The sequence below is a fragment of the Streptomyces sp. NPDC028635 genome, assembly GCF_040637635.1.
Taxonomy (GTDB): domain Bacteria; phylum Actinomycetota; class Actinomycetes; order Streptomycetales; family Streptomycetaceae; genus Streptomyces.
Genome location: NZ_JBEZWX010000031.1, coordinates 32,171 through 51,074 on the forward strand (window position 1 = coordinate 32,171; position 18,904 = coordinate 51,074).

At 71.4% G+C, this 18,904-nt stretch carries 15 protein-coding genes and 1 pseudogene; 8 read left to right on the forward strand and 8 right to left on the reverse strand.

Annotation, left to right across the window (positions count from 1 at the left end):
* Positions 1-56: 56 nt before the first annotated feature.
* The 4 genes from AB0E88_RS26890 (at position 57) to AB0E88_RS26905 (ending at position 3,517) form a co-directional block, all read left to right on the forward strand.
* Positions 57-449, forward strand: coding sequence for a DUF2267 domain-containing protein (locus tag AB0E88_RS26890; RefSeq protein WP_361635422.1), 393 nt, complete (start codon positions 57-59; stop codon positions 447-449).
* A gap of 207 nt (positions 450-656) precedes the next feature.
* Positions 657-1,376, forward strand: coding sequence for a hypothetical protein (locus AB0E88_RS26895; protein WP_361635425.1), 720 nt, complete (start codon positions 657-659; stop codon positions 1,374-1,376).
* Positions 1,377-1,616: 240 nt separating this feature from the next.
* Positions 1,617-2,570 (forward strand): sigma-70 family RNA polymerase sigma factor, encoded by a 954-nt coding sequence (locus AB0E88_RS26900; RefSeq protein WP_361635428.1) that lies wholly within the window; start codon positions 1,617-1,619, stop codon positions 2,568-2,570.
* 41 nt (positions 2,571-2,611) lie between these two features.
* Positions 2,612-3,517, forward strand: coding sequence for an alpha/beta hydrolase (locus AB0E88_RS26905; RefSeq protein ID WP_361635431.1), 906 nt, complete (start codon positions 2,612-2,614; stop codon positions 3,515-3,517).
* Positions 3,518-3,538: 21 nt separating this feature from the next.
* Here the strand turns inward: AB0E88_RS26905 and AB0E88_RS26910 are convergent, their stop codons facing one another.
* From AB0E88_RS26910 to AB0E88_RS26920, 3 genes and pseudogenes are all read right to left on the reverse strand, one after another.
* Entirely contained in the window at positions 3,539-4,375 is an 837-nt protein-coding gene (locus AB0E88_RS26910; RefSeq protein WP_361635434.1) for a DUF6461 domain-containing protein, read from the reverse strand.
* Positions 4,376-4,552: 177 nt separating this feature from the next.
* Positions 4,553-4,936 carry a peptidase inhibitor family I36 protein gene (locus tag AB0E88_RS26915; protein ID WP_361635436.1) on the reverse strand — a complete coding sequence of 128 codons (384 nt, stop codon included), beginning with the start codon at positions 4,934-4,936 and terminating at the stop codon, positions 4,553-4,555.
* A 285-nt stretch (positions 4,937-5,221) separates the two neighbouring features.
* Positions 5,222-6,532, reverse strand: a pseudogene (locus tag AB0E88_RS26920) (MFS transporter); the annotation flags it as partial.
* A 521-nt stretch (positions 6,533-7,053) separates the two neighbouring features.
* Between AB0E88_RS26920 and AB0E88_RS26925 the strand changes: the two are divergent.
* On the forward strand, positions 7,054-7,653 hold the full coding sequence (locus AB0E88_RS26925) for an N-acetyltransferase (RefSeq protein WP_361635439.1): 600 nt from the start codon (positions 7,054-7,056) through the stop codon (positions 7,651-7,653).
* Positions 7,654-7,992: 339 nt separating this feature from the next.
* Here AB0E88_RS26925 and AB0E88_RS26930 read toward each other — a convergent pair whose 3' ends face one another.
* Together AB0E88_RS26930 and AB0E88_RS26935 are read right to left on the reverse strand one after the other, a co-directional pair.
* Entirely contained in the window at positions 7,993-10,425 is a 2,433-nt protein-coding gene (locus AB0E88_RS26930; RefSeq protein ID WP_361635442.1) for an FtsX-like permease family protein, read from the reverse strand.
* A complete protein-coding gene (locus AB0E88_RS26935; RefSeq protein ID WP_361635445.1) occupies positions 10,425-11,156 on the reverse strand; it encodes an ABC transporter ATP-binding protein in 732 nt (243 codons plus the stop codon). Before AB0E88_RS26935 ends, AB0E88_RS26930 begins: the two co-directional genes overlap by 1 nt.
* A 125-nt stretch (positions 11,157-11,281) precedes the next feature.
* Here AB0E88_RS26935 and AB0E88_RS26940 point away from each other — a divergent pair, with 125 nt between their 5' ends.
* The gene (locus AB0E88_RS26940; RefSeq protein ID WP_361635448.1) at positions 11,282-11,890 is read left to right on the forward strand and encodes a response regulator transcription factor; all 609 of its coding nucleotides are present in this window, start codon (positions 11,282-11,284) and stop codon (positions 11,888-11,890) included.
* A 314-nt stretch (positions 11,891-12,204) separates the two neighbouring features.
* Here AB0E88_RS26940 and AB0E88_RS26945 read toward each other — a convergent pair whose 3' ends face one another.
* Positions 12,205-14,256: a histidine kinase gene (locus AB0E88_RS26945; RefSeq protein WP_361635451.1), complete on the reverse strand. Its 2,052-nt coding sequence runs from the start codon at positions 14,254-14,256 to the stop codon at positions 12,205-12,207.
* A 156-nt stretch (positions 14,257-14,412) separates the two neighbouring features.
* Here AB0E88_RS26945 and AB0E88_RS26950 point away from each other — a divergent pair, with 156 nt between their 5' ends.
* Positions 14,413-14,736: a hypothetical protein gene (locus AB0E88_RS26950; RefSeq protein ID WP_361635454.1), complete on the forward strand. Its 324-nt coding sequence runs from the start codon at positions 14,413-14,415 to the stop codon at positions 14,734-14,736.
* Positions 14,737-14,970: 234 nt separating this feature from the next.
* Here the strand turns inward: AB0E88_RS26950 and AB0E88_RS26955 are convergent, their stop codons facing one another.
* Positions 14,971-16,338 (reverse strand): erythromycin esterase family protein, encoded by a 1,368-nt coding sequence (locus AB0E88_RS26955; protein WP_361635457.1) that lies wholly within the window; start codon positions 16,336-16,338, stop codon positions 14,971-14,973.
* 226 nt (positions 16,339-16,564) lie between these two features.
* Here AB0E88_RS26955 and AB0E88_RS26960 point away from each other — a divergent pair, with 226 nt between their 5' ends.
* A complete protein-coding gene (locus AB0E88_RS26960; protein WP_361635460.1) occupies positions 16,565-17,398 on the forward strand; it encodes a serine protease in 834 nt (277 codons plus the stop codon).
* Between the two features lie 44 nt (positions 17,399-17,442).
* Here AB0E88_RS26960 and AB0E88_RS26965 read toward each other — a convergent pair whose 3' ends face one another.
* Complete coding sequence (locus tag AB0E88_RS26965; protein ID WP_361635463.1) at positions 17,443-18,663, reverse strand: MFS transporter; 1,221 nt, start codon at positions 18,661-18,663, stop codon at positions 17,443-17,445.
* Between the last annotated feature and the right edge of the window lie 241 nt (positions 18,664-18,904).

Genomic DNA, 18,904 nt, shown 5'->3' on the forward strand with positions numbered 1-18,904 from the left:
CGGCATGCAGGAATGGCCCGTTCGGGCACCGTGACCCAGGCAGAAGGAAGTCAGCGATGAAATACGACGGATTCCTCGCCCGTGTGCGCGAGCGAGGCGAATACCACGACCAGGACGAAGCCGCGGCCGTCACCAGCGCCGTGCTGGAAGTGCTGGCCCAACGGATCAACCCGGGAGAGGTCAAGGACCTCGCATCACAACTGCCCGGTCCGCTGGGACACGTCCTCAACCATGCCGCGCCGCAGGAGGCGCGCAGCTTCGGGATCGAAGAGTTCTACCGCCGGGTCGCCGAGCGCACCCCTGCCCGGCCGCGTACGGCGCAGTGGGACGCCGGCGCGGTTCTGACCACCGTCGCCGACGCCGTCACCGGCGGAGAGCTGAATCAGATCATCAGCCAGCTCCCCTCCAGTTACGCGGTCCTGTTCGGCAAGGCCGACCTCGCTGGCTGAGTCCCTCTTCCAGGACTCCGGATTGTCGCGCCCGGCGGACACGCTGCGCGGAGCCTTCGCCGCCCCGTCGCCCCCGCGCGTCGGACCGGACCGGGCGGGGAAGAGCGGTATCCGGGGTAGATGCTGGACGTGCCCGGTGGCCTGCCCCGCTCAAGGACGCAGGCGTCGAGGCGCTGTCACCGGCGGCGACAGGAAGGACCAGTCGGTATGGCACGTACGCGTGCGGAGGCGAGCAGCACCAGGCATCCCCGGCACCAACGCAGGGGCGAAGCACGGCTGCCCGCGGTCGTCGCGACGCTCGCCGCGATCGCCCTGTACCTGTTCCTGCCGCAACGGCTGCTGGTCGCCCCGCGTTATGTGCTGCCCGCCCTGGAGTGCCTGCTGCTCGTTCCGCTGATCGCGATCAACCCGAAGCGTCTGACACGGCAGACGAAGGCGTTCCGGGCACTGTCCCTCACGCTCGTGGCGCTCATCGCCGTCAGCAACCTGGTGGCGCTGGTCATCCTGATCCACGAGCTGGTGTACGCCGGGGTCAAGGACGGCCGGTCCTTGCTGGTGGCCGCGCTGCAGGTGTGGCTCACCAACATCATCGTCTTCGGGCTGGCCTACTGGGAGCTGGACCGCGGCGGCCCGGTCAGCCGCACACAGGCGCCCCGCTCTGCGCTGCCGCTGGCGGATTGGCGTTTCTCGCAGGACGAGAACGACGACGCCGTCGAGGAAGTGGCCGACGGCGCCAGCGCAACGTCGGACTGGGTCCCCACCCTCGTGGACTACCTCTACGTGTCCGTCACGAACTCGACAGCGTTCAGCCCGACCGACACGATGCCGCTGTCGACGCGCGCCAAGCTCCTGATGAGCATCCAGAGCGTCGCCGCCCTGTTCACCTCGCTCCTCGTGATCGCCCGGGCCGTCAGCATCCTGCACTGACCAGCCCGCGTGTCGCATCGGATTTCATTCGATCGTATGTACGATTACAGATTGCGGGCAACCACTACAGCGACCGGCGGGAAGGAAACGCCGTCGTCACGGCTGTCGCCCTCCTCGGCGGCCTGTCCCGCTCAGCGGCTGGACCTGATTCCAGTGCTCAGTGCCGCTCCCTCTGCGAGGCGGCAGCCTCTTCCCCTCTTCCCGGGCAGCGCCACAACGCCCGGGAGGGACAATGAGGAGATGGAGCCCACGGATGCCGATCTCGTGGCGTGCGCGCGGCGGGGTGACGCGGCAAGTACCGCGGTGTTGATCGCGCGCCACCGCGCACGGATGTGCGCTGTGGCCGTCGCCATGCTCGGGCCGTGTGCGGAAGTCGACGACGTCGTCCAGGAAGCCTCGCTGGTGGCACTCGGGCGCCTTGACTACCTGCGGTCCCCGCCCGCCGCCGGCCATTGGCTGACCGCCACCACGCGCAACCTGTGCAGGCAGGCACTCGCTCACCGCTCCCGAGTGCGGCCGACAGCACAGCAACTGGAACCGGACAGGGCGACGCTGACCGACCCGGCCGCGATCCTCGACTCGGGAGCGACGTCCGACTGGGTCTGGCATGCAGTGAACAGTCTCTCCCCGGCGCTGCGCGACGTGGTGGTGCTGCGCTACTTCAGTCAAGCCCGCGCCTACGACTCGATCGCTGCTGTTCTCGGGATACCGGTCGGTACGGTCCGCAGCCGCCTCAACCAGGCACGTCGGCTGCTGACGACGTCGTTGGCCGACCTCGAAGCCGCAGCGCATCCCGACCACCACCGGCTCGTCGAGGCCCGGCGGTCACTGTTCGGCGAGATCTACACGGAGTACAACCGCGGTGGACGCTGCTCGGTCTTCCGCTCGGCGCTCAGAAGCGACGCGGAGCTGCGCGCCGTCGGTGTTCCCGGCGTCGAGAAGGGCCGCGAGGCGATCGGCGACTGGCTCGAGAGCGACATCGACATCGGGGTCCGGGTGCGGCTGCACGATGTGATCGCCGGCGAAGCGATCACCGTGCTGGAGGGCGCCTTCCTCAACCCACCCGACCACCCGGATCACTGCCCCGCGGTCACCACCCACGTGTACCTCCACGACGCCGACGGGATCGCCTCCGTGCTGCTGCACTACGGGGACGCTCCGCCACAGGACAACGCGGAGAACGAGACAGTCTGAGGTCTCATCGAACTTTTCGCGCCCGCCGGCGACCAGAGGGTATGAACACCACACCGACAGCTCCCGGCGAGCACATCCTGACAACAGACGGCGTCGACATCCGTTACCGGGTCGCCGGCCGCGGACCGCTCCTGGTCGTGCACCCGCCCGGCTGGGGCATCGGCGCCACCCCCTACACCACCACGTTGAGCCGCCTCGAGGACGCCTTCACCGTCGTGTACCCGTGGCCACGCGGAGCGGCGGGCCGGCCGGCCCCCGCGCCGGACGCGCAGCTGGACATCCCCACGTTCGTGACCGACCTGGAGACCTTGCGCGCCCACCTCGGTGCCGACGAGTGCCTGATCGCCGGCCACTCGCACGGCGGCCTCATCGCGCTGCACTACGCGCTACGGCATCCGCGTCGAGTCAGCCGCCTGCTCCTGCTGAACGCCCAGCTCACCGGAGTGCCGTCCGACGGCGGCCCCACGCCCCCTGCCGAGACCCCCGAACCGCCCCGGATTGCCGAGGCGATGCGCTTCCTGGCCGAGCACGGTGGGCTGGACGCCCTGTTCACCCTGCAGACGGACACCGAGGCGACCGCGTTCCTCACCCATCTCCTGCCGCTCTACTTCAAGGACCCCGCGGCCATGACACCGCTGGCCACGGCTCTGAAGCCGCTGACCCTCTCTCGCCGCACCCTGCAGAAGGTGACCGCCTCGGACGCGAACCACCCGCTGCCGATGAACGCGGTGGCCCAGCTCCAGGTGCCGACCGTCATCGTCACCGGGCTGCACGACCGGTTCTGCCCCGTGGGCCAAGCGCGCTTCCTCGCAGCGAGAATGCCCCGAGCGCGCCTCCTCGAGTTCGAGCAGAGCGGACACTTCCCGTGGCTGGAGGAACCGGACGCGTTCTTCACACGCGTGCGCGCCGCGCTGCTGCCTGCCGGCAGGGACGCGGCCTTGGCCTGACACCCGACTCGCGCCCGTCCGCTATTCGCTCGTCTGTGACTCCGAACGATCCTTGGCGACTGGCTCGTCGCAGGGGATCACCACCGGCTTGTTGGCCTCCGCCCGTGCTCGGTCGGAAGCCGCCGCGATCTCCTCGTACGTCCACTGCTTGTACAGACGTTCGCCGTTGGCATCAGTGATGTCGATGACCAGGCCGGTCCACTCCTCGGCAGGCTGTTCCGGAACCAGCCCCAGTTCGTACGTGGCGTCCTGAAGGAGGGATTCGGTGACGCGTATGCCGGTGAGTCGCTCGGCCAGAGCGAGGACCGCCGCCTTTTCATCGACTACCGGGGCGTCCTCGTCGTGCTCTCCCTCTGGAGTCAAGGGGAAGCCCACTTCCCGCATCAGGTGGACCAGTTCATCGGGGCTGCTGCCATCGCGCGCCGAGGGGCCCTCAAAGGTCGTACGGAGCTCACCGTGCTCAAACCAGTGGAAGAGGTGGATGGGCTTGCCGCCGTTGCTCGAGTGCGCCACGACCCGGCCGCCCTCCGACAGCGTCTCCGCACACGGCATCCCAAGGCCACCGTCGAAGCCGAGGACAACTGTCCAGTCGCCGTTCTCGCCGGAGGCCTTGAAGGCGCCCGCTACGTAGGAATCGTCCCAGTAGTCGTCATCCGCCTCGGCACGGTGAGCGTCATTGGCCTCCATCAGCGCGGCCGCGCCCTTCCCGACGCCGCGCGGTTCCGCCTCCAACGCACGCAGCACCTCCTGCGGGCTCGTCCCTCGTATCAGGGTCAGGGAGTATCCGATGTCCATCATGTGGCGGAAGAGCGGCGAGGTGCGGATCCACGAGTAGTCGTTTGCGGTTACCGAGTTCATATGGCGCAGTGTGCCTGACGCCTCTGACAGTGCCCGCCGAGCCGGTTCTTACAGCTTGAGCTGCTACTCGGGGCTGCGCCCTGCCGGTGTCAGCAACGGGATCGGGTGACGAGCTCTGCTGCAGCCGAGAGCGAGCGGCTGCAGCCCCCGGTCTGTGCCGAGGCCGGCAGAATCAGGTCAGCCGCAAGCGGGTCCGCCCGGCCCGTCGAACTGAACTGAGCTGAAGAAGTCCCGCAATTCGGGGAAGAAGTTGCCCTTGCCGGTCGGGCCGGAAGAGGTCACGGTCGTACAGCCGCTGTAGTTGGCATCGGACCAGAGGTAGATGGTCGAAGACGTCCGGTTCCAGTCCGACTTTGCCCGGTCGTCCATTCCGAGGGCCGCGAGATCCGGGGCACTCGCCCTGATCGTGATCATGTCGCCGGTGCCGTCGAGGCCCGAGAACAAACAGTAGTAGCCGACGGGGCACCGGTCGTACCCGTCAGCCGCGTGGGCCGCGGAGACTGGCACCCCAGCGCCGGTCACGGCAGCCACCGCTACGAGTAGTACAGACAGCTTCTTCATCGACTGTTCCTTGGCTGGGGTGTGGTGGACTCGCATACCAGGCCAACGGTCCGGTGATCCAAAAGACACGGACCGCTGAATCCGCACCTGCCGCCGTGAGCGGACACTGTCCATTCACCACGCGGGCCCTGACCACCCCTATCGGTCGGGTCATGCCTGCCCCACCCCCAGCACGCCGAGCGCCCGCCGGCCCAGTCAGCGCGACGGTCGCCGCAGGCATGCCGGCGGGCCGGCGAGGGAGCAGGACGGGGGGTGATCGTGGGGTGGTGTGCCGGTGAGCACCTCGTTGGAGATGGTGAACCAGGCGAGGAGACCCCCTGCTGCGGCGAGGGCGGCGGTGACCAGCATCGCCGTGTGGAAGCCGCTGGCCAGCGCTTGCGGCTGGGTGAACGTGTCACCGGTGAGCCCGGCGATCGGTGGGAGCAGGGCGACGGCGAGCAGCCCGGCCGTACGGGCCACCGCGTTGTTCACCCCGGAGGCGGCGCCGGCGTGCCGTGTGTCGGCGGCAGCGAGAACCGTGGCAGTCACCGGGGCGACGGTGGCCGCCAGTCCGAGGCCGAACACCACCAACGCGGGCAGCACGACCGACAGGTAGCCGGCACCGGGTCCGATACGAGTCATCAGCAGCATCCCGGCCGCGATCAGCAGCGGCCCGGCGGTGAGCGGGATCCGCGGCCCGATCCGCTGCGCGAGCGCGCCGGCGCGCGAGGACAACGCCAGCATCAGCGCGGTCACCGGAAGCGTCGCGGCGCCGGCCTGGACCGGCGAGTAGCCCAGCGCGCCCTGCAGCACCACCACGAGCAGGAAGAACACCCCACCCAGCGCGGCGTAGACGACGAAAGTGACCAGGTTGGCAGCGGTGAACTGCCTCGCGGCGAAGATACCCAGCGGCAGCATCGGGTGCGCGCTGCGCCGCTCGACCAGCGCGAATCCGACCAGCCCCACGACGCCGACCAGCGCCGCGGCCGCCACTGGCGGAGAGCCCAGTCCGCGGGCCGGCCCCTCGACCATGGCATACGTCGCCCCGGCAAGCCCGGCGGTGATCAGGATCGCGCCGGGGTAGTCGAGCCGGCCCGTGGCAGTCTCGTCCCGGCTTTCCGGCACGTGGCGCACCGCCAGCCACCACACCACCGCGCCGAGCGGCAGGTTGATCAGGAAGATCGCCCGCCAGGAGACCGCCTGCACCAGGTACCCGCCGGTCAGCGGACCGACCGCTGCGGCCACACCCCCCAGGGCGGACCAGGCCCCGATCGCCCGGCCACGCTCCGCCCGCGCGAAACTCGCCTCGATGATCGCCAGACTGCCCGGCGTGAGCAAGGCGCCCCCGATGCCCTGCAGCGCCCGCGCCCCGACCAGCACCCCCACCGTCGGGGCCAGCGCGCACAGCAGCGACGCCACGGCGAACCACACCACCCCGGCCACGAACACCCGCCGCCGTCCCAGCCGGTCACCCAAGGCGCCGGCCAGCAGGATCAGCGCGGCCAGCGTCACCGAGTACCCGGTCACCACCAGCTGCAGCGGCCCCACCTCGGCGTGCAGGCTCCGCCCGATCGACGGCAACGCCACATTCACCACCGTGGCGTCCAGCTGCGCCATCCCCGAGCCCAGCACCGTCGCCGCCAGCACCCACCGTCCCGCGGGCGACGTCACCAGCAACCCGTCGCCCGGGCCAGGCGACCGAGTCCGTCCCTCGGCGACCGCCGACCGCCGCCCCTTCGTACCGCGCCAGTACCGAGCCGACATCACACCTCAATCTAGATCCGCAGCCGCGGGTGCCGCCAGCACGCCGATGACACCGCACTCACGCCCCGGCGCCGGCCCGATGCGCCATCTGGCCCAGTCCGGCTCGATGACGGCGGGTCCGTCGGCCCAGTGACGACAGCGAAGATCGCCGGCGCATACGTCCTATTCATGATCGGGGAATACCCGGACAGGTGCGAGACGGATTCGATCCGCGAGCATCCTGTGTGCGGCAAGCTCGACGGCGGCGGGTCGCCCGAGCCGGTCTGGCCTGGAGTCCTGGTCCGTCCTTCGACGTCCTGATGGTGGTCATGCGCATGCCACCGGGTGAGTAATCAACTCGCCCATGAGCGACCCCGCGCTCTACCCTCGCGGCCATGACGTCACACGATGCACCTGAAGGCTCCATGACCGCTCTCGGTGGTGCGGCGCTGTCGATCCGTGAAGAGACCGCCGACGATCACCGAGAGGTGCGTGAGGTTCATACGCGAGCTTTCGGTGCCGACGATCGGATCCCCGGGCTCGTCGACGCACTCCGCACCGCGCAGGCCCCCTTGGCGCCGATGTCCTTCGTCGTTGTCGTCGACGACCGGGTCGTCGGGCATGTGCTGCTGAGCGCGGCGCGGTTGGACGCGCCGCGCCGGATCGTCGACGTTCTGACACTGTCACCGTTGGGCGTGCTTCCGGAGTTCCAGCATCAGGGCATCGGCACACAACTCATCGCCCACGCCCTCGATGCCGCCGACAGCCAGGGTGTACCGCTGGTGTTTCTTGAGGGCTCGCCGCACTACTACGGTTCACGCGGCTTCGCAGGCGCCGGCGCACTCGGCTTTCGCTCCCCGTCGCTGCGCATCCCCGAAGCCGCCTTCCAGGTCGCCCGGTTGTCCGCGCACGAACCGTGGATGACGGGGACCCTCGTCTACTCAGAGACGTTCTGGGCCTTTGACTGCGTCGGCCTGCGCGACCCCGAGGACTGAGGCGGGCCGCCCACTCCGGTGCGCGAAGCCGTGACGCAGCCGGACCGCTGAGGGGTCGGCGGCTCAGCGGCGATCCTGGCTGCGCCGTACCGGCCGCCCTGTCTCCTCGGCTGGCGGCTCCAGACCCGCGCGGCACTCCGCGGCACCGCCGGAACGGGGCCGGGATCGAACGCAGGCTGCGCCTCACCAACTGCCTCCGCCTCCCCATCCGACCGCGGCCCCCCATCCGACCGAGGCCCCCCGCCCGCCCCGAGGTCCGCACCGGGACCCCGTGGACGGGAGGCGGGAGACGGCCTCACGGAAGCAGGCAGACCCTGATCACATGACGCTTCTTGAGCGTCACTCGCGTCCGCCCACCGCCTCCGCCACCTGCTGTCGCAGCGCGACCCGGGCCGGCAGCGCCGTGGCCGTCAGGGCGAGGACGGTGGCCACGGCGAGCACCGTCGCGTAGGCCGGGATCGGGATGTAGGGCGCGGCCGTGCCGGTCATCCCGCTGCTGAACGCCGTCAACGTGGCTGCCGACAGCGCTGTTCCGAGCGCGGCCGCGATCGCCAGCGCGGTCAGCGTCTCCAGGCGGAGCATGCGCAGGATCTGCCGCCGAGTGGTGCCGATCAGGCGCAGCAGGGCCAGTTCGCGGGTGCGGTCGGCGGTCGACATGGCGAGAGTGTTGACCACCGCGATCGCGGTGAACGCGATCACCAGGCCCATCGCGACGTAGTTGACCTCGTCATCCGGTGCCGCCCGCTGGACCGCCTGTGCCCGGTCGAGGACGGCGGCCCCGGGGACGGCGGCCGCCACCTCGCTGCGGCTAAGTCCCGGTGCGGAGACGAGGAGCGTGCCCGTCGGATCGTCCACGTGCCGGGCCACCAGGCCGTGGTCCAGGGTGAGTTCACCGAAGCCGAGACCGCGCGCGTACACCGCGATGACCCGCAGTGCGCGGGGAGTGCCGTCGCCGAGTGTCAGCTTCACCTCGCCGCCCACGCCGACCCGCAGGCCAGCGGCCGCGCTTTCGCTGACGGCGACGGTGCCGGGCCCGAGCCGGTCCACCGAGCCCGACACGACTCCGAGGTCCAGGGTCCGGTCGAGGCCGTGCGGCGTGACCCCCTGCGCCCCGTACTTCGTCAGGCCCACCCGCACCGAGGTGTGCAGCACCTCGGTGACCGCCACCACCCCGTGGCGTTTCCGCAGCCGCGCGGCCGACACGGCGGGCACATGCGGGCCGAGCACGTAGTCCGCCCGGTTGCCGTCGGCCGCCTCCCTCTGCGCGGCGTGTCCCAGCGTCGTCGGGACGAAGAGGATCGTGCAGGTCACTCCGATCATCAAGGTCAACGGGACGACCACGGAGGCCAGTCGGCGGACCCGGGCGCGCAGGTTGGCGGCGGCCAGGTGACCGCTGACGCGTGAGGTGCGCAGCACGATTGCGAGCGGTGCGAGGGCCGCCCGTACCAGGAGCGGGCCGAGCAGCGCCACGGCGACGGTCCACAGCAGCGCGGTGACCATCGTCAGCGGTCCGGAGGCCGCTTCCGTCGTCAGCGTCGACAGGACGAGCGTCAGTGTCACCGCTCCCGCCGACACCACCGCTCCGCACGTCAGCCGGGTCCACGGCAGTCGCGCGGTCGGCTGCGCCGCCTCACCGAGCGCCTCGACCGGCCTGATCCGCGCCGCGCGCCGGGCGGTGAGCCGGGCCGCCGCCCAGCCCGCCACGAGTGTGGTCAGTACGGCGGCCGCCGCCGGGAACGGGCTGACGACAAGCTTCAACTGCTCCGGCAGTGCCCCCAGAGCGACAAAACGGGACCGCAGCCAGAATCCGACGCCGACCCCGAGGCCCGCACCGCACACCGAGGCGACGGCGGCGACGAGCAGCGCCTCGCCGCCCAGCAGCCGGCGCAGCTGCTTCGGTGTCGCCGCGACGGCCCGCAGCAGGGCGATCTCCCGCTGCCGCTGCTGCACCGACAGGGCGAAGGTGCCCACCACGACCAGCACCGCCACCAGCAGCGCGGTGCCGCCCAGCGCACCACCCAGGCTGATCAGTTTGATCCGCGCCTGCTCGGCGTCGGGGAACTCCGCCTTGCCGCGCTCCTCACCCTCGTAGGCGACCGCGTCACCGGACCGCAGGACCGTGGAGACATCCACTGCCGGGAAGACCCCGATCGCGGTGACCCGACCGGGCCGGCCGGCCAGTCGCGCTGCCTGTGCGGGAGCGAAGAAGAGCGTGCGCTGACTGGGCAGGTGCTGCGCCGTCACGCCGACGACCCGGTACGTGGCCGGTCCGGCCGAGGTCACCGTCTCGATCCGCGATCCGATCCGCTGCCCCGCGGCGGCGTCCACCACGACCTCGTCCGCAGCCGTCGGCGCCCGCCCGTCGGCCAGCGTGAACGGGGTGAGTGCCGCCGATTCCCAGCCGTGTCCGAGCGCCTCGCGGCCGTCGGCGCCGTGAACCGGGAAGGTCACTTCGGACACGACCTCGCGGACTCCGGGCAGAGCTCGCAGTTCCCTCGCCAAGGAGGCGTCGATCCAGCGCCGTTCGGCGATCTGCTTGGCCTTGTGTTTCGTCTTGCCCTTCGACTTGGTGACGGTCTGGTGCACGTACCGGTCCCCGGCGACGACGACCGGCGTACCGGCGTACCGCTCGGGTGCCACCGTGCCGCGCAGCCCGGTCTCCAGGAGCATCCCGCAGCCGGAGACCAGCGCCGCGGCGCACAGCAAGGTGACGAAGGCGCCTGCGAAAGCGGCCTTGCGGTGGCGCAGCGTCTTCAGAGCGAAACCGATCATCACGTCCACGCTCCCAGCCGCGTCATCCGCTCGGCGACCTTGTCCGCCGTAGGGTCCGCCATCGCGTCCACGATCCGGCCGTCGGCCAGGAACAGCACGGTGTCCGCGTACGCGGCCGCCATCGGGTCGTGCGTCACCATCACCACCGTCTGGTGCATGGCGTCGGCCACCTCACGCAGCAGCCTCAGCACCTCACGTGCTGTCACGGTGTCGAGGGCGCCGGTCGGTTCGTCACCGAAGACGACCTCGGGACGCGTGATCAGGGCCCGTGCGATCGCCACCCGCTGCTGCTGGCCGCCCGAGAGCTGGGCGGGCCGGTGACCGGTGCGGCCGGTGAGGCCGACCCGGGCCACGATCTCGTCCAGCCAGGCGCGTTCGACGCGGGCGCCGGCGAGCCGCATCGGCAGAGTGATGTTCTCCAGGACGTCCAGGGCGGGGATCAGGTTGAAGGACTGGAAGACGAACCCGACGCGCCGGCGGCGCAGTTCGGTCAGCTTCGTCTCGTTCATCCCGGACAACTCCGTGCCGCCGAGCCGCACCGACCCGGACGACGGGGTGTCGAGCCCGGCGGCACAGTGCAGGAACGTGCTCTTGCCCGACCCGGAGGGCCCCATCACAGCGGTGAACGATCCCTGGGGGATGCGCACCGACACCTCACGCAGGGCGGCGACCGCACCCTGCCCCTTGCCGTAGACCTTGCTCACGGCTTCCAACCGCACTGTGTCCGTCATGAGTTCAACGGTGCCGACCAGGAAGGACGTCTCCCACGGATCTCGTCCCGGATCGACCATGACCTCGTCATGATCCGGACACTGCTGTACATTGCGCGACGACAAAAAAGGGGGGATCTTCGACGGTGATACGCGTACTGCTCGCCGAGGACCAGCACATCATCCGCACCGCACTGGCGACCCTGCTCGGTCTGGAGGACGACCTGGACATCGTCGCCGAGGCCGACTCGGGCGCGGCCGCGCTCTCCATGGCCCTGGTGCACCAGCCCGACGTGGCCGTCCTCGACATCGACATGCCCGGCGAACTGGACGGCCTCGACGCGGCGGCCCGGATCGGCGCGAAGGTGCCCGGCTGCCGTCTGCTGATGCTCACCGCGTACGGCAAACCCGGGCATCTGCGCCGGGCGCTCGCCGCTCAGGTGCACGGCTTCGTTCTGAAGACCGCGCCGCCCGACGACCTGCTGGCCGCCGTCCGCGAGGTCGCCGCGGGCCGCAGGGTCCTCGACCCTTCCCTCGCGGTCACCGCCTGGGACCTCGCCGACAACCCGCTCACGTCCCGGGAGACCGATGTGCTGCGCCTGGTGGCGGCGGGCGCGGAGGCCACGGAGATCGCCGCGGAGCTGTACCTGTCGGCGGGCACCGTACGCAACTATCTGACCGGGATCGTCGCCAAGCTCAACGCCCGCAACCGTACGGATGCGGTCCGCATCGCCTCCGAGGCGGGCTGGATCTAGGCCCCGCCCCCGCTCCTGGCGCCACACGCCGACCCCTCGGGCCCCTCACACTCCTGGCGCCACATGCCGACCCCTCGGGCCCCTCACACTCCCGGCGCCACATGCCAACGCCGCGCGCCCGCTCCCGTGGCCCAACGCCTCGGGCCAGCTCCCGCGGCACACGCCGAGCCCTCGCCCGCCGCTCCCGCGGCAGAGGCCGACCCGCTCCCGCTCCCGCGCCAGACGCCAAGCCCCTCGCCCGCTCCCGCGCCACATGCCGTCCCCGGGCCCCGTGCCGTGGCGTACGCCGGCCACTGGTCCGCCCGCCCGGGACATCACCGAGGCTGCCGTTCCGCGCCGGGCAGCCACGCCTCCAGCGTGTACCAGCCGTCCGCCGTCGCCGTCCTCAGCGTGCCGTCCAGGGCCGCCAGACGCGTCGTCAGATTGCCGATGCCCGACGAGCCCGGTCGGCCGGAGGGGCCGGCCACCCCGTCGTTGCGGACCCGCAGCACCGTGCCGCCGGACACGGCCTCGGTGCTCATCTCGCACAGCGTGGCGGAGCTGTGCCGCAGCACATTGGTGACGGCTTCGCGCAGCCCGGCGCTCAGCACCACCTCCGCCGCAGGCGCCAGCGCCCCGTGCGCCAGGCGCACCTTCGCCTCGATACCGGCCGCGGCCAGCACCGATCGCGCCGACTCGGCCTCCGCGGAGAGCATCATCGGCACCTCACCGCCCGACGCCGCCCGCAGATCCGCTTCACCGCGTTCCGTCATGGCGAGGACGTCGGCCAGTTCCGTACGCGCCCGCTCCGGCGGCAGCCGACGGGCCAGCTCGCACTTGAGCAGGATGGCCGCCAGGCTGTGTCCCAGGAGGTCGTGCAGGTCCCGGGCGGCCCGCAGGCGCTCCTCGACCACGGCCGCGCGGGCCTGGCGGTCCCGGTCCCGGTGCAGTTCCCGGATGATCTGCGCCTGCCGCAGCAGCCCGTGCACCACAAGGCCCGTCACCACCGTCGACATGACGTAGTTGACGGTGAGTGCGGCCGGCAGCCCCAGACGGGCTCCCAGCGCCCCCACCGCACCCGCGACCACCGCCACCAGCGGCCACGCCACCCGCCACGGCAGGGCGAGGAGCAGTGGCCCGGCGACGAACCCGGGGGCGCCCAGCCATGCCTGGCCGAACAGCGGCACAGGGAGGAACGCGAGCAGCGTCATCACCGCGAGCTTGCAGGGGTGGCGGCCGTGCACGGAGGACAGCTGCAGGTACACGATCACGGCGAACCCGGCCGCCGCCCACGCCAGTCGGGGCCCGTCGAGCATCAGCAGGGCCTTGCTGCAGAACCCTGCCAGGACGACGGTGAGCAGCGCGAGCGACAGACGGTACGCCTGCCGGTCGTCCGCCGGTTCCGCCACGGAAGATGCCCCGGACGGCAGTACCGCTTCGGTGCAGTACCGTCCCTCGCGGGTGAGTCCGGTGGTCACCCGGCCGCCGGCCTCGGCGACGCGGGCCGGTACGTCCCCGAGGATCTCGTCGTCGGCGGTCCGGGCCGAATCGCTGACGACGCGCAGACCGACCCGGCCGTGAGCGGCGAACGTCTCGATGCGGCAGCTGGTGGCACCCCGCTGGACCACTGCGGTCACCGCCTCGCGCAGCACATGGGCGAGCAGTGCCCCGGACGGCCCCAGCGGCTCGGTGTGCCCTGTGTGCGTCTCCGCCCGGATCCCGGCGGCGGCCAGCAGGGCGCGCGCCGTGGTCAGCTCCGGCGCCAGGGACATCGCCCGGTACGAGGCGGCCGACCGGCGGGCGGCGGCGAGACAGCTGCGCGCCTTGCCGGTCACCTCGGCGAGCACGGCGGACGCACGATCCGGACGGGCCAGCGCGGCCCGCGCACCGTTGCCGATCTCGGCGAGGCCCCGCCCCAGTCCGTCGCCGAGTTCGGCGGCGATCCGCAGCCGCTCCTCGGCGACAGCGGCCACGACACCAGCCACGCGGGCGGCGTCCGCGGCCTCGGCGCGCTCGGTCAGCCTCGTCAGCCCGTACACCACCAGAGCGGTCAGCACCATGGTGATCGCCGCGTCCACGGACCCGAGGACGAACGCGCTCACCGCCACCGGCGTGGCGAGGAGCGGCCAGGGCCGGCGGCACAGCAGCAGGGAACCGCCGAGAAAGCCAAGAACCCCCACGGACGCGCCGGAGGCGAGGACCGCGACATACCCGGCGGCGGCCTGCGCGGCGAGCAGCCACGGCCCGCGGAAACGGCGCAGCGGCGGCAGCACGTGGCAGAGCTGGAGGGCGAACACCAAGGCCGCCGGAAGGGATCCACCGATCACATGGACTGCGGCGAAAGCGGCCAGCACCACCACCGTGCTCGCCCTTGCTGTTCGCGTCACCACGCCCCCCGGCCTGCCGGCCCCCACCGGCCCGAGGGGATCGTACGCCAGTGGAAGCCGCTCTCTTGGCCGGTGCACGCCCCCGCCGACCTGCCGCTCCGGGTGACCGCCCGTCGCCTCCGAGCGTGGACGTCCACGGCGGGGCACAATCGTCGGGTGGGAGCGCACCGGTCACCGGAGAGGACTGACGACGGGCACTTCGTCGTCATCGGGGGAAGGAAGTGGCGGGCGACCGATCCCCTGATCCCCGAGGACGCCGCCGCCCGTCTTCGCCGTCACCTCATGGCGGCCCGCCGCGCGGTGCGCTCCGCGACGACGGCGGGCGACGTGTCCGCCGAGCGGGCAGCGCGAGCACGCGTGAACGAGGCCAAGATCGCGCTGGGTGAACGGGGCACCCCGTGGTGGGACCAGACGCACGACGAGCGCCGACGACGCTGGGAAGCGGGCCTGGCAAACCTCGACGGGCAGGACCACGACTGAGGCCGGGGGAGTGCCGTCCCGGAACTCAAGCCGTCGCTGTGCGTCGACGCCAACCGCTGCACCCACCTGTACGGACGCTTCCTCGGGGGGAACGAACGTCGCCGCCCGACAGGCCGGCCGGGCCGGGGGAGGTGGATCCGCCTGGGGCCCCAGCCCTGGGCTGCCTGCCCGGCGACGGACACGGCTGCCGACGGACCACGCCGGCCCGACGAGTTGCAGAGCACCTTTCTGAGTTCAGAGCTTGTCCGCCGCCCGGACCCGGTGGAGGTGGATGAGGACGTCGTAGGCCTGACCGATCGCGAGAGTGGGCAGGGGATGGGAGGTGAACGTCGAACCGGCGTCGTAGACGGGCCGGAGCCGGCCGAGCCAGGCCCGGGCTTCCGCGGGAACCGTTCGCAGGTCCACGAAGAAGTCCCGGTAGCCGACCCGGTCCAGCGTGTACTCGTGCATGCCGGGGCGCGCCGCCGGAACGGTGACCGGTTTCCAGTCGGCGTCGAGGGAGTCGTCTTTGGTGAGGAAGGAGCCACCGGCGAAGGTGAAGCCGATCGCCGCGTAGTCGCGGCCCAGGCAGTCCCGCAGCACGGTGCCCTGGGTGCGCGGGTACATGTCGGGATGGGCCGACAGGTAGCCGACGTGGCCGTTGTGGGCCGACAGCAGCATCCTGTGCCCGGTCTGGCGCTGCCACCACAGCACATTGTCGGCCATGGCCTGGTCGCGCAGGCGCTCCGCCTCCGTGACCGACGCCGGGTCCGCGAGGTCGATGGTGGCGAAGGCGAAGGTCTGCGCGATGTTCCGGGCGTGCTGCACGGTCCACGCGTAGTCCGCGCCGCCGGCCGCCTCGTGCCCGGCGACCAGGTCGAGAGCCTCCTGGGCCCGCGCGGCGCTTTCCTTGCGTTCCGGAAGCGGCCTGCGCAGGTAGGCGAAGATGTCGTCGAACGGACGCAGCCCCGCGTACAACTCCTTGAGCCGGGGCAACGCCTCGGGCTTGGCCGTAGCGACGGACGACAGGACCCGTTCGAAGATGTGGTCGCCGAGTTTCGGTGCCCCGAGGTCGTCGCCCATGAAGTGGACCCGGCGGTCGGGCCGGCGGCTGTTGTGGTCGCGCATCCAGCCGATCAGACGGGCGAACTCAGCACGCTCCCAGGGGGATCCGGCCAGCGTCTCCCGCGCGATCCGCCGCGGATCGCCGGGGCCGCCCTGCAGGTACTCGTCGATCCTGAGCCCTGCCGACCAGCTCATCTCCAGGGCGAAGGTGGTGAAGCCGCGTTCTTCGACGAGGTACTGGAAGACGCGGTGCTTCATGGCGAAGAACTCGTGCGACCCGTGCGTGGCCTCGCCGAGGCCCACCACTTGCGCGCCTCCGACCATGGCGTCCAGCGCCCGCAGGTCCGCCGTCGGACCGCCGGGATCCGTGGAGCGCAGCGGGTGCGCGGCCCGCTCCAGGGCGCGTACGACGTCTGCGGGTGCCGCAGGGGCCGCTTCGGGTGCGAGGGGAACTGACGGGGCCGCGGAAGCCACCGGCGCCGCCACCGCCGTGGCGGCGAGCGCCGCCGTGAGCGCGAGCAGCCCTCGCCGGTCGATCGACTTCCTGTCTCCGTGCATGGTGATCACTCCTCGTATGCGGTGGCTCGTCGAGCCGATGAAGTGATCTTCGTGGCGCTGCGGCGCGGACGCACTGAGGCCTCCCACCGTCCTGGTCCGGGGGTCCTCCCCCCGCAACCGGTGGGGGAATGTCCCCGTCCATCTCCGGGTGCCGGCCGGATGGTCCGGCAGGCGCCGGAGCAGACAGGGTCGTAGCTGCCAGAAGTACGACCGAAGGGAACCCTGGATGTTCAGCATGAAGTGGGTCCGCCGCCGGGCGGCCCGCACGGCCGTGGTCGGCACACTCGCGGCCGCCGCATGCGCCACGCTGATGGCGGGCAGCGCCGGAGCCATCGTCAACGGAACCGAGCCGACGGAGCACTACCCGTTCATGGCCGTGATCCCGGAGTCGGCGCCCGAACAGGGGGTGCAGGACGGCAACTGCGGAGCCTCGCTGATCGATCCGCGGTGGGTGCTGACGGCGGCGCACTGCCTGCAGGGCGACGGGCTTCAACTGGACGGCATCGTCCGGATCGGCAGCCCGGACCGGAAGTCGGGGGGAACCGTCCGAGCCATCGAGAAGACCTTCGTCCACCCCGGCTACGCGAACGGCGACGGCAGGGCCCCCAACAAGGACGACATCGCCCTGGTCCGGCTGGACCGCCCCGTCTCCGAGAAGCCCGTCCGGATCGCGGAGCAGGCCGGACGGCCCGGCACCCCGACCCGGATCCTGGGGTTCGGCACCACCTCCGACACCGAACTGCTCTTCCCCGAGCGGCTTCGCGAGCTCCGGACGCGGCGCGGCGCCGAGAGCGAATGCGCCCCCGGATACGCCGACCGGACCCGGCTGTGCACGATCAGCCGCGTACCCGCGGCCATGGCGTGCTTCGGGGACTCCGGCGGCCCGCAGCTCCAGAAGGACCGACACGGGCGATGGGAGCTCATCGGAGTGACCTCGGGTCCCGGGACCCCAGGTGTCCCGTGCTCGGCCGGCCCGGGCCTCTACACCAACGCGCCCGCGTACGTGCACTGGATCCGGCGGACCATCAGGCACAACTCCGCTGATCCCGGCGGCCGGTGACGCCGAGCAACCTGCCCACCGAAGACCACCCCTGGAAACACCTGTCACCGGTCGACGGTCCAGGTGAGGCGTCGTGCGAAGTGAGCCCATGTCGCCAGGACCATGCAGGCGGCGATGGTCCCGCCGAGGGTCATGACCACGGACGGGGAACTGTGGTCCACGACGACTCCGCCTGTCAGGGCCCCCAACGAGAAGGTGGCCTGGAAAGAGGCGGTGAACAGCACTGAGGCAGCCTCAGGGGCGTGAGGCGCCGCTCTGGCGAACCAGGCCTGGGACGCGACGGGAACGGCCCCGTAGGCGACACCCCAGACGATCAGCAGCCCCACGGCGCCGGTCGCCGAGCCGCCCAGCACCGGCAACAGCAAGGTGACCGCCGCGATCAGCCCCGCTGCCGAGCCGAAGGTGCCACGGGGCCGACGAGTGACCAGGGCACCCCCCAGAAAGTTCCCGGCGATCCCCGCGATGCCGTAGAGCAGCAGGAACAGGGTGATCTGCTGCGCGCGTGCGTGCGTGACGTGCTCCAGGAACGGGGTCACATAGGTGTACGTGCCGAAGTGAGCCGACACGATGAGGAAGGTCAGCAGGAGCGCGAAGCGGATGTTCACGTCGTGGACCAGGGTACGGAGGACACCCAGCCGCGTGGCCCCCGCGGGCGGCAGCGCCGGCACGAACGCCGGCAGCATGACGAGCACCCCGATGCTCAGCGCACCCATCACGGCGAACGTCACTCGCCAGCCTGCCAGATCGCCGATGAAGGTCCCGGCCGGGACACCGAGAACGGAGCCCAGGGGTACGGCGGAGAAGACGACCGCGGTCGCCCGGCCGACGGATGCCGCTGGTACCAGGCGTTCGGCCAGCCCCGCCCCGATCGACCAGAAGCCGCCGATGGTGACGCCGACCATGATGCGGGAGACCAGAACCAGCCAGAAGGAGGAGGCGGCAGCGGCCAGGAAGTCCGCCATGGCCAGCACGGCCATGAACACGCAGAGCATGAGGCGGCGGTCGATCCGCGCCGTCGCCACGGTGACCAGGGGCGCGGAGACGGCCGCGAGAAGTCCGGGCATGGTCATCATCAGCCCGGCCATGCCGTCGGAGACGGTGAAACTGGCTCCGATCGATGTCAGCAGACCGATCGGCAGGATCTCCGTCGTGACGATCGAGAAGAGCCCCAGCGTCACCGAGGCGACGGCCAACCAGCCGAAGAGCGGCGATCGCGCCGGGGGCCCCGTATCGCCGGAACGAGTGGTGGTGGTCGTCGAAGCCATGTGTTCCCTCCCAGCGGAGCGCCGAGCATCGGGTGCTCAGTGCAACAGGCTCCGCTGCCCAGGGGCTGGCAGTTCTGCGACGTCTCAGTGGAGGCGCAGGCGTGCGTGGCGTGGCCCACCCTCGCTGTGCGCCGAGCCCGGGGCCGGGCGCCCCGCTTGGCTGCCCCGCTTGGCTGCCCCGCTTGGCGTGGCGCGGCCTCCATGGCGCCCCAGCCGTGGTCGGGACGGGTGGCCGGGTGGG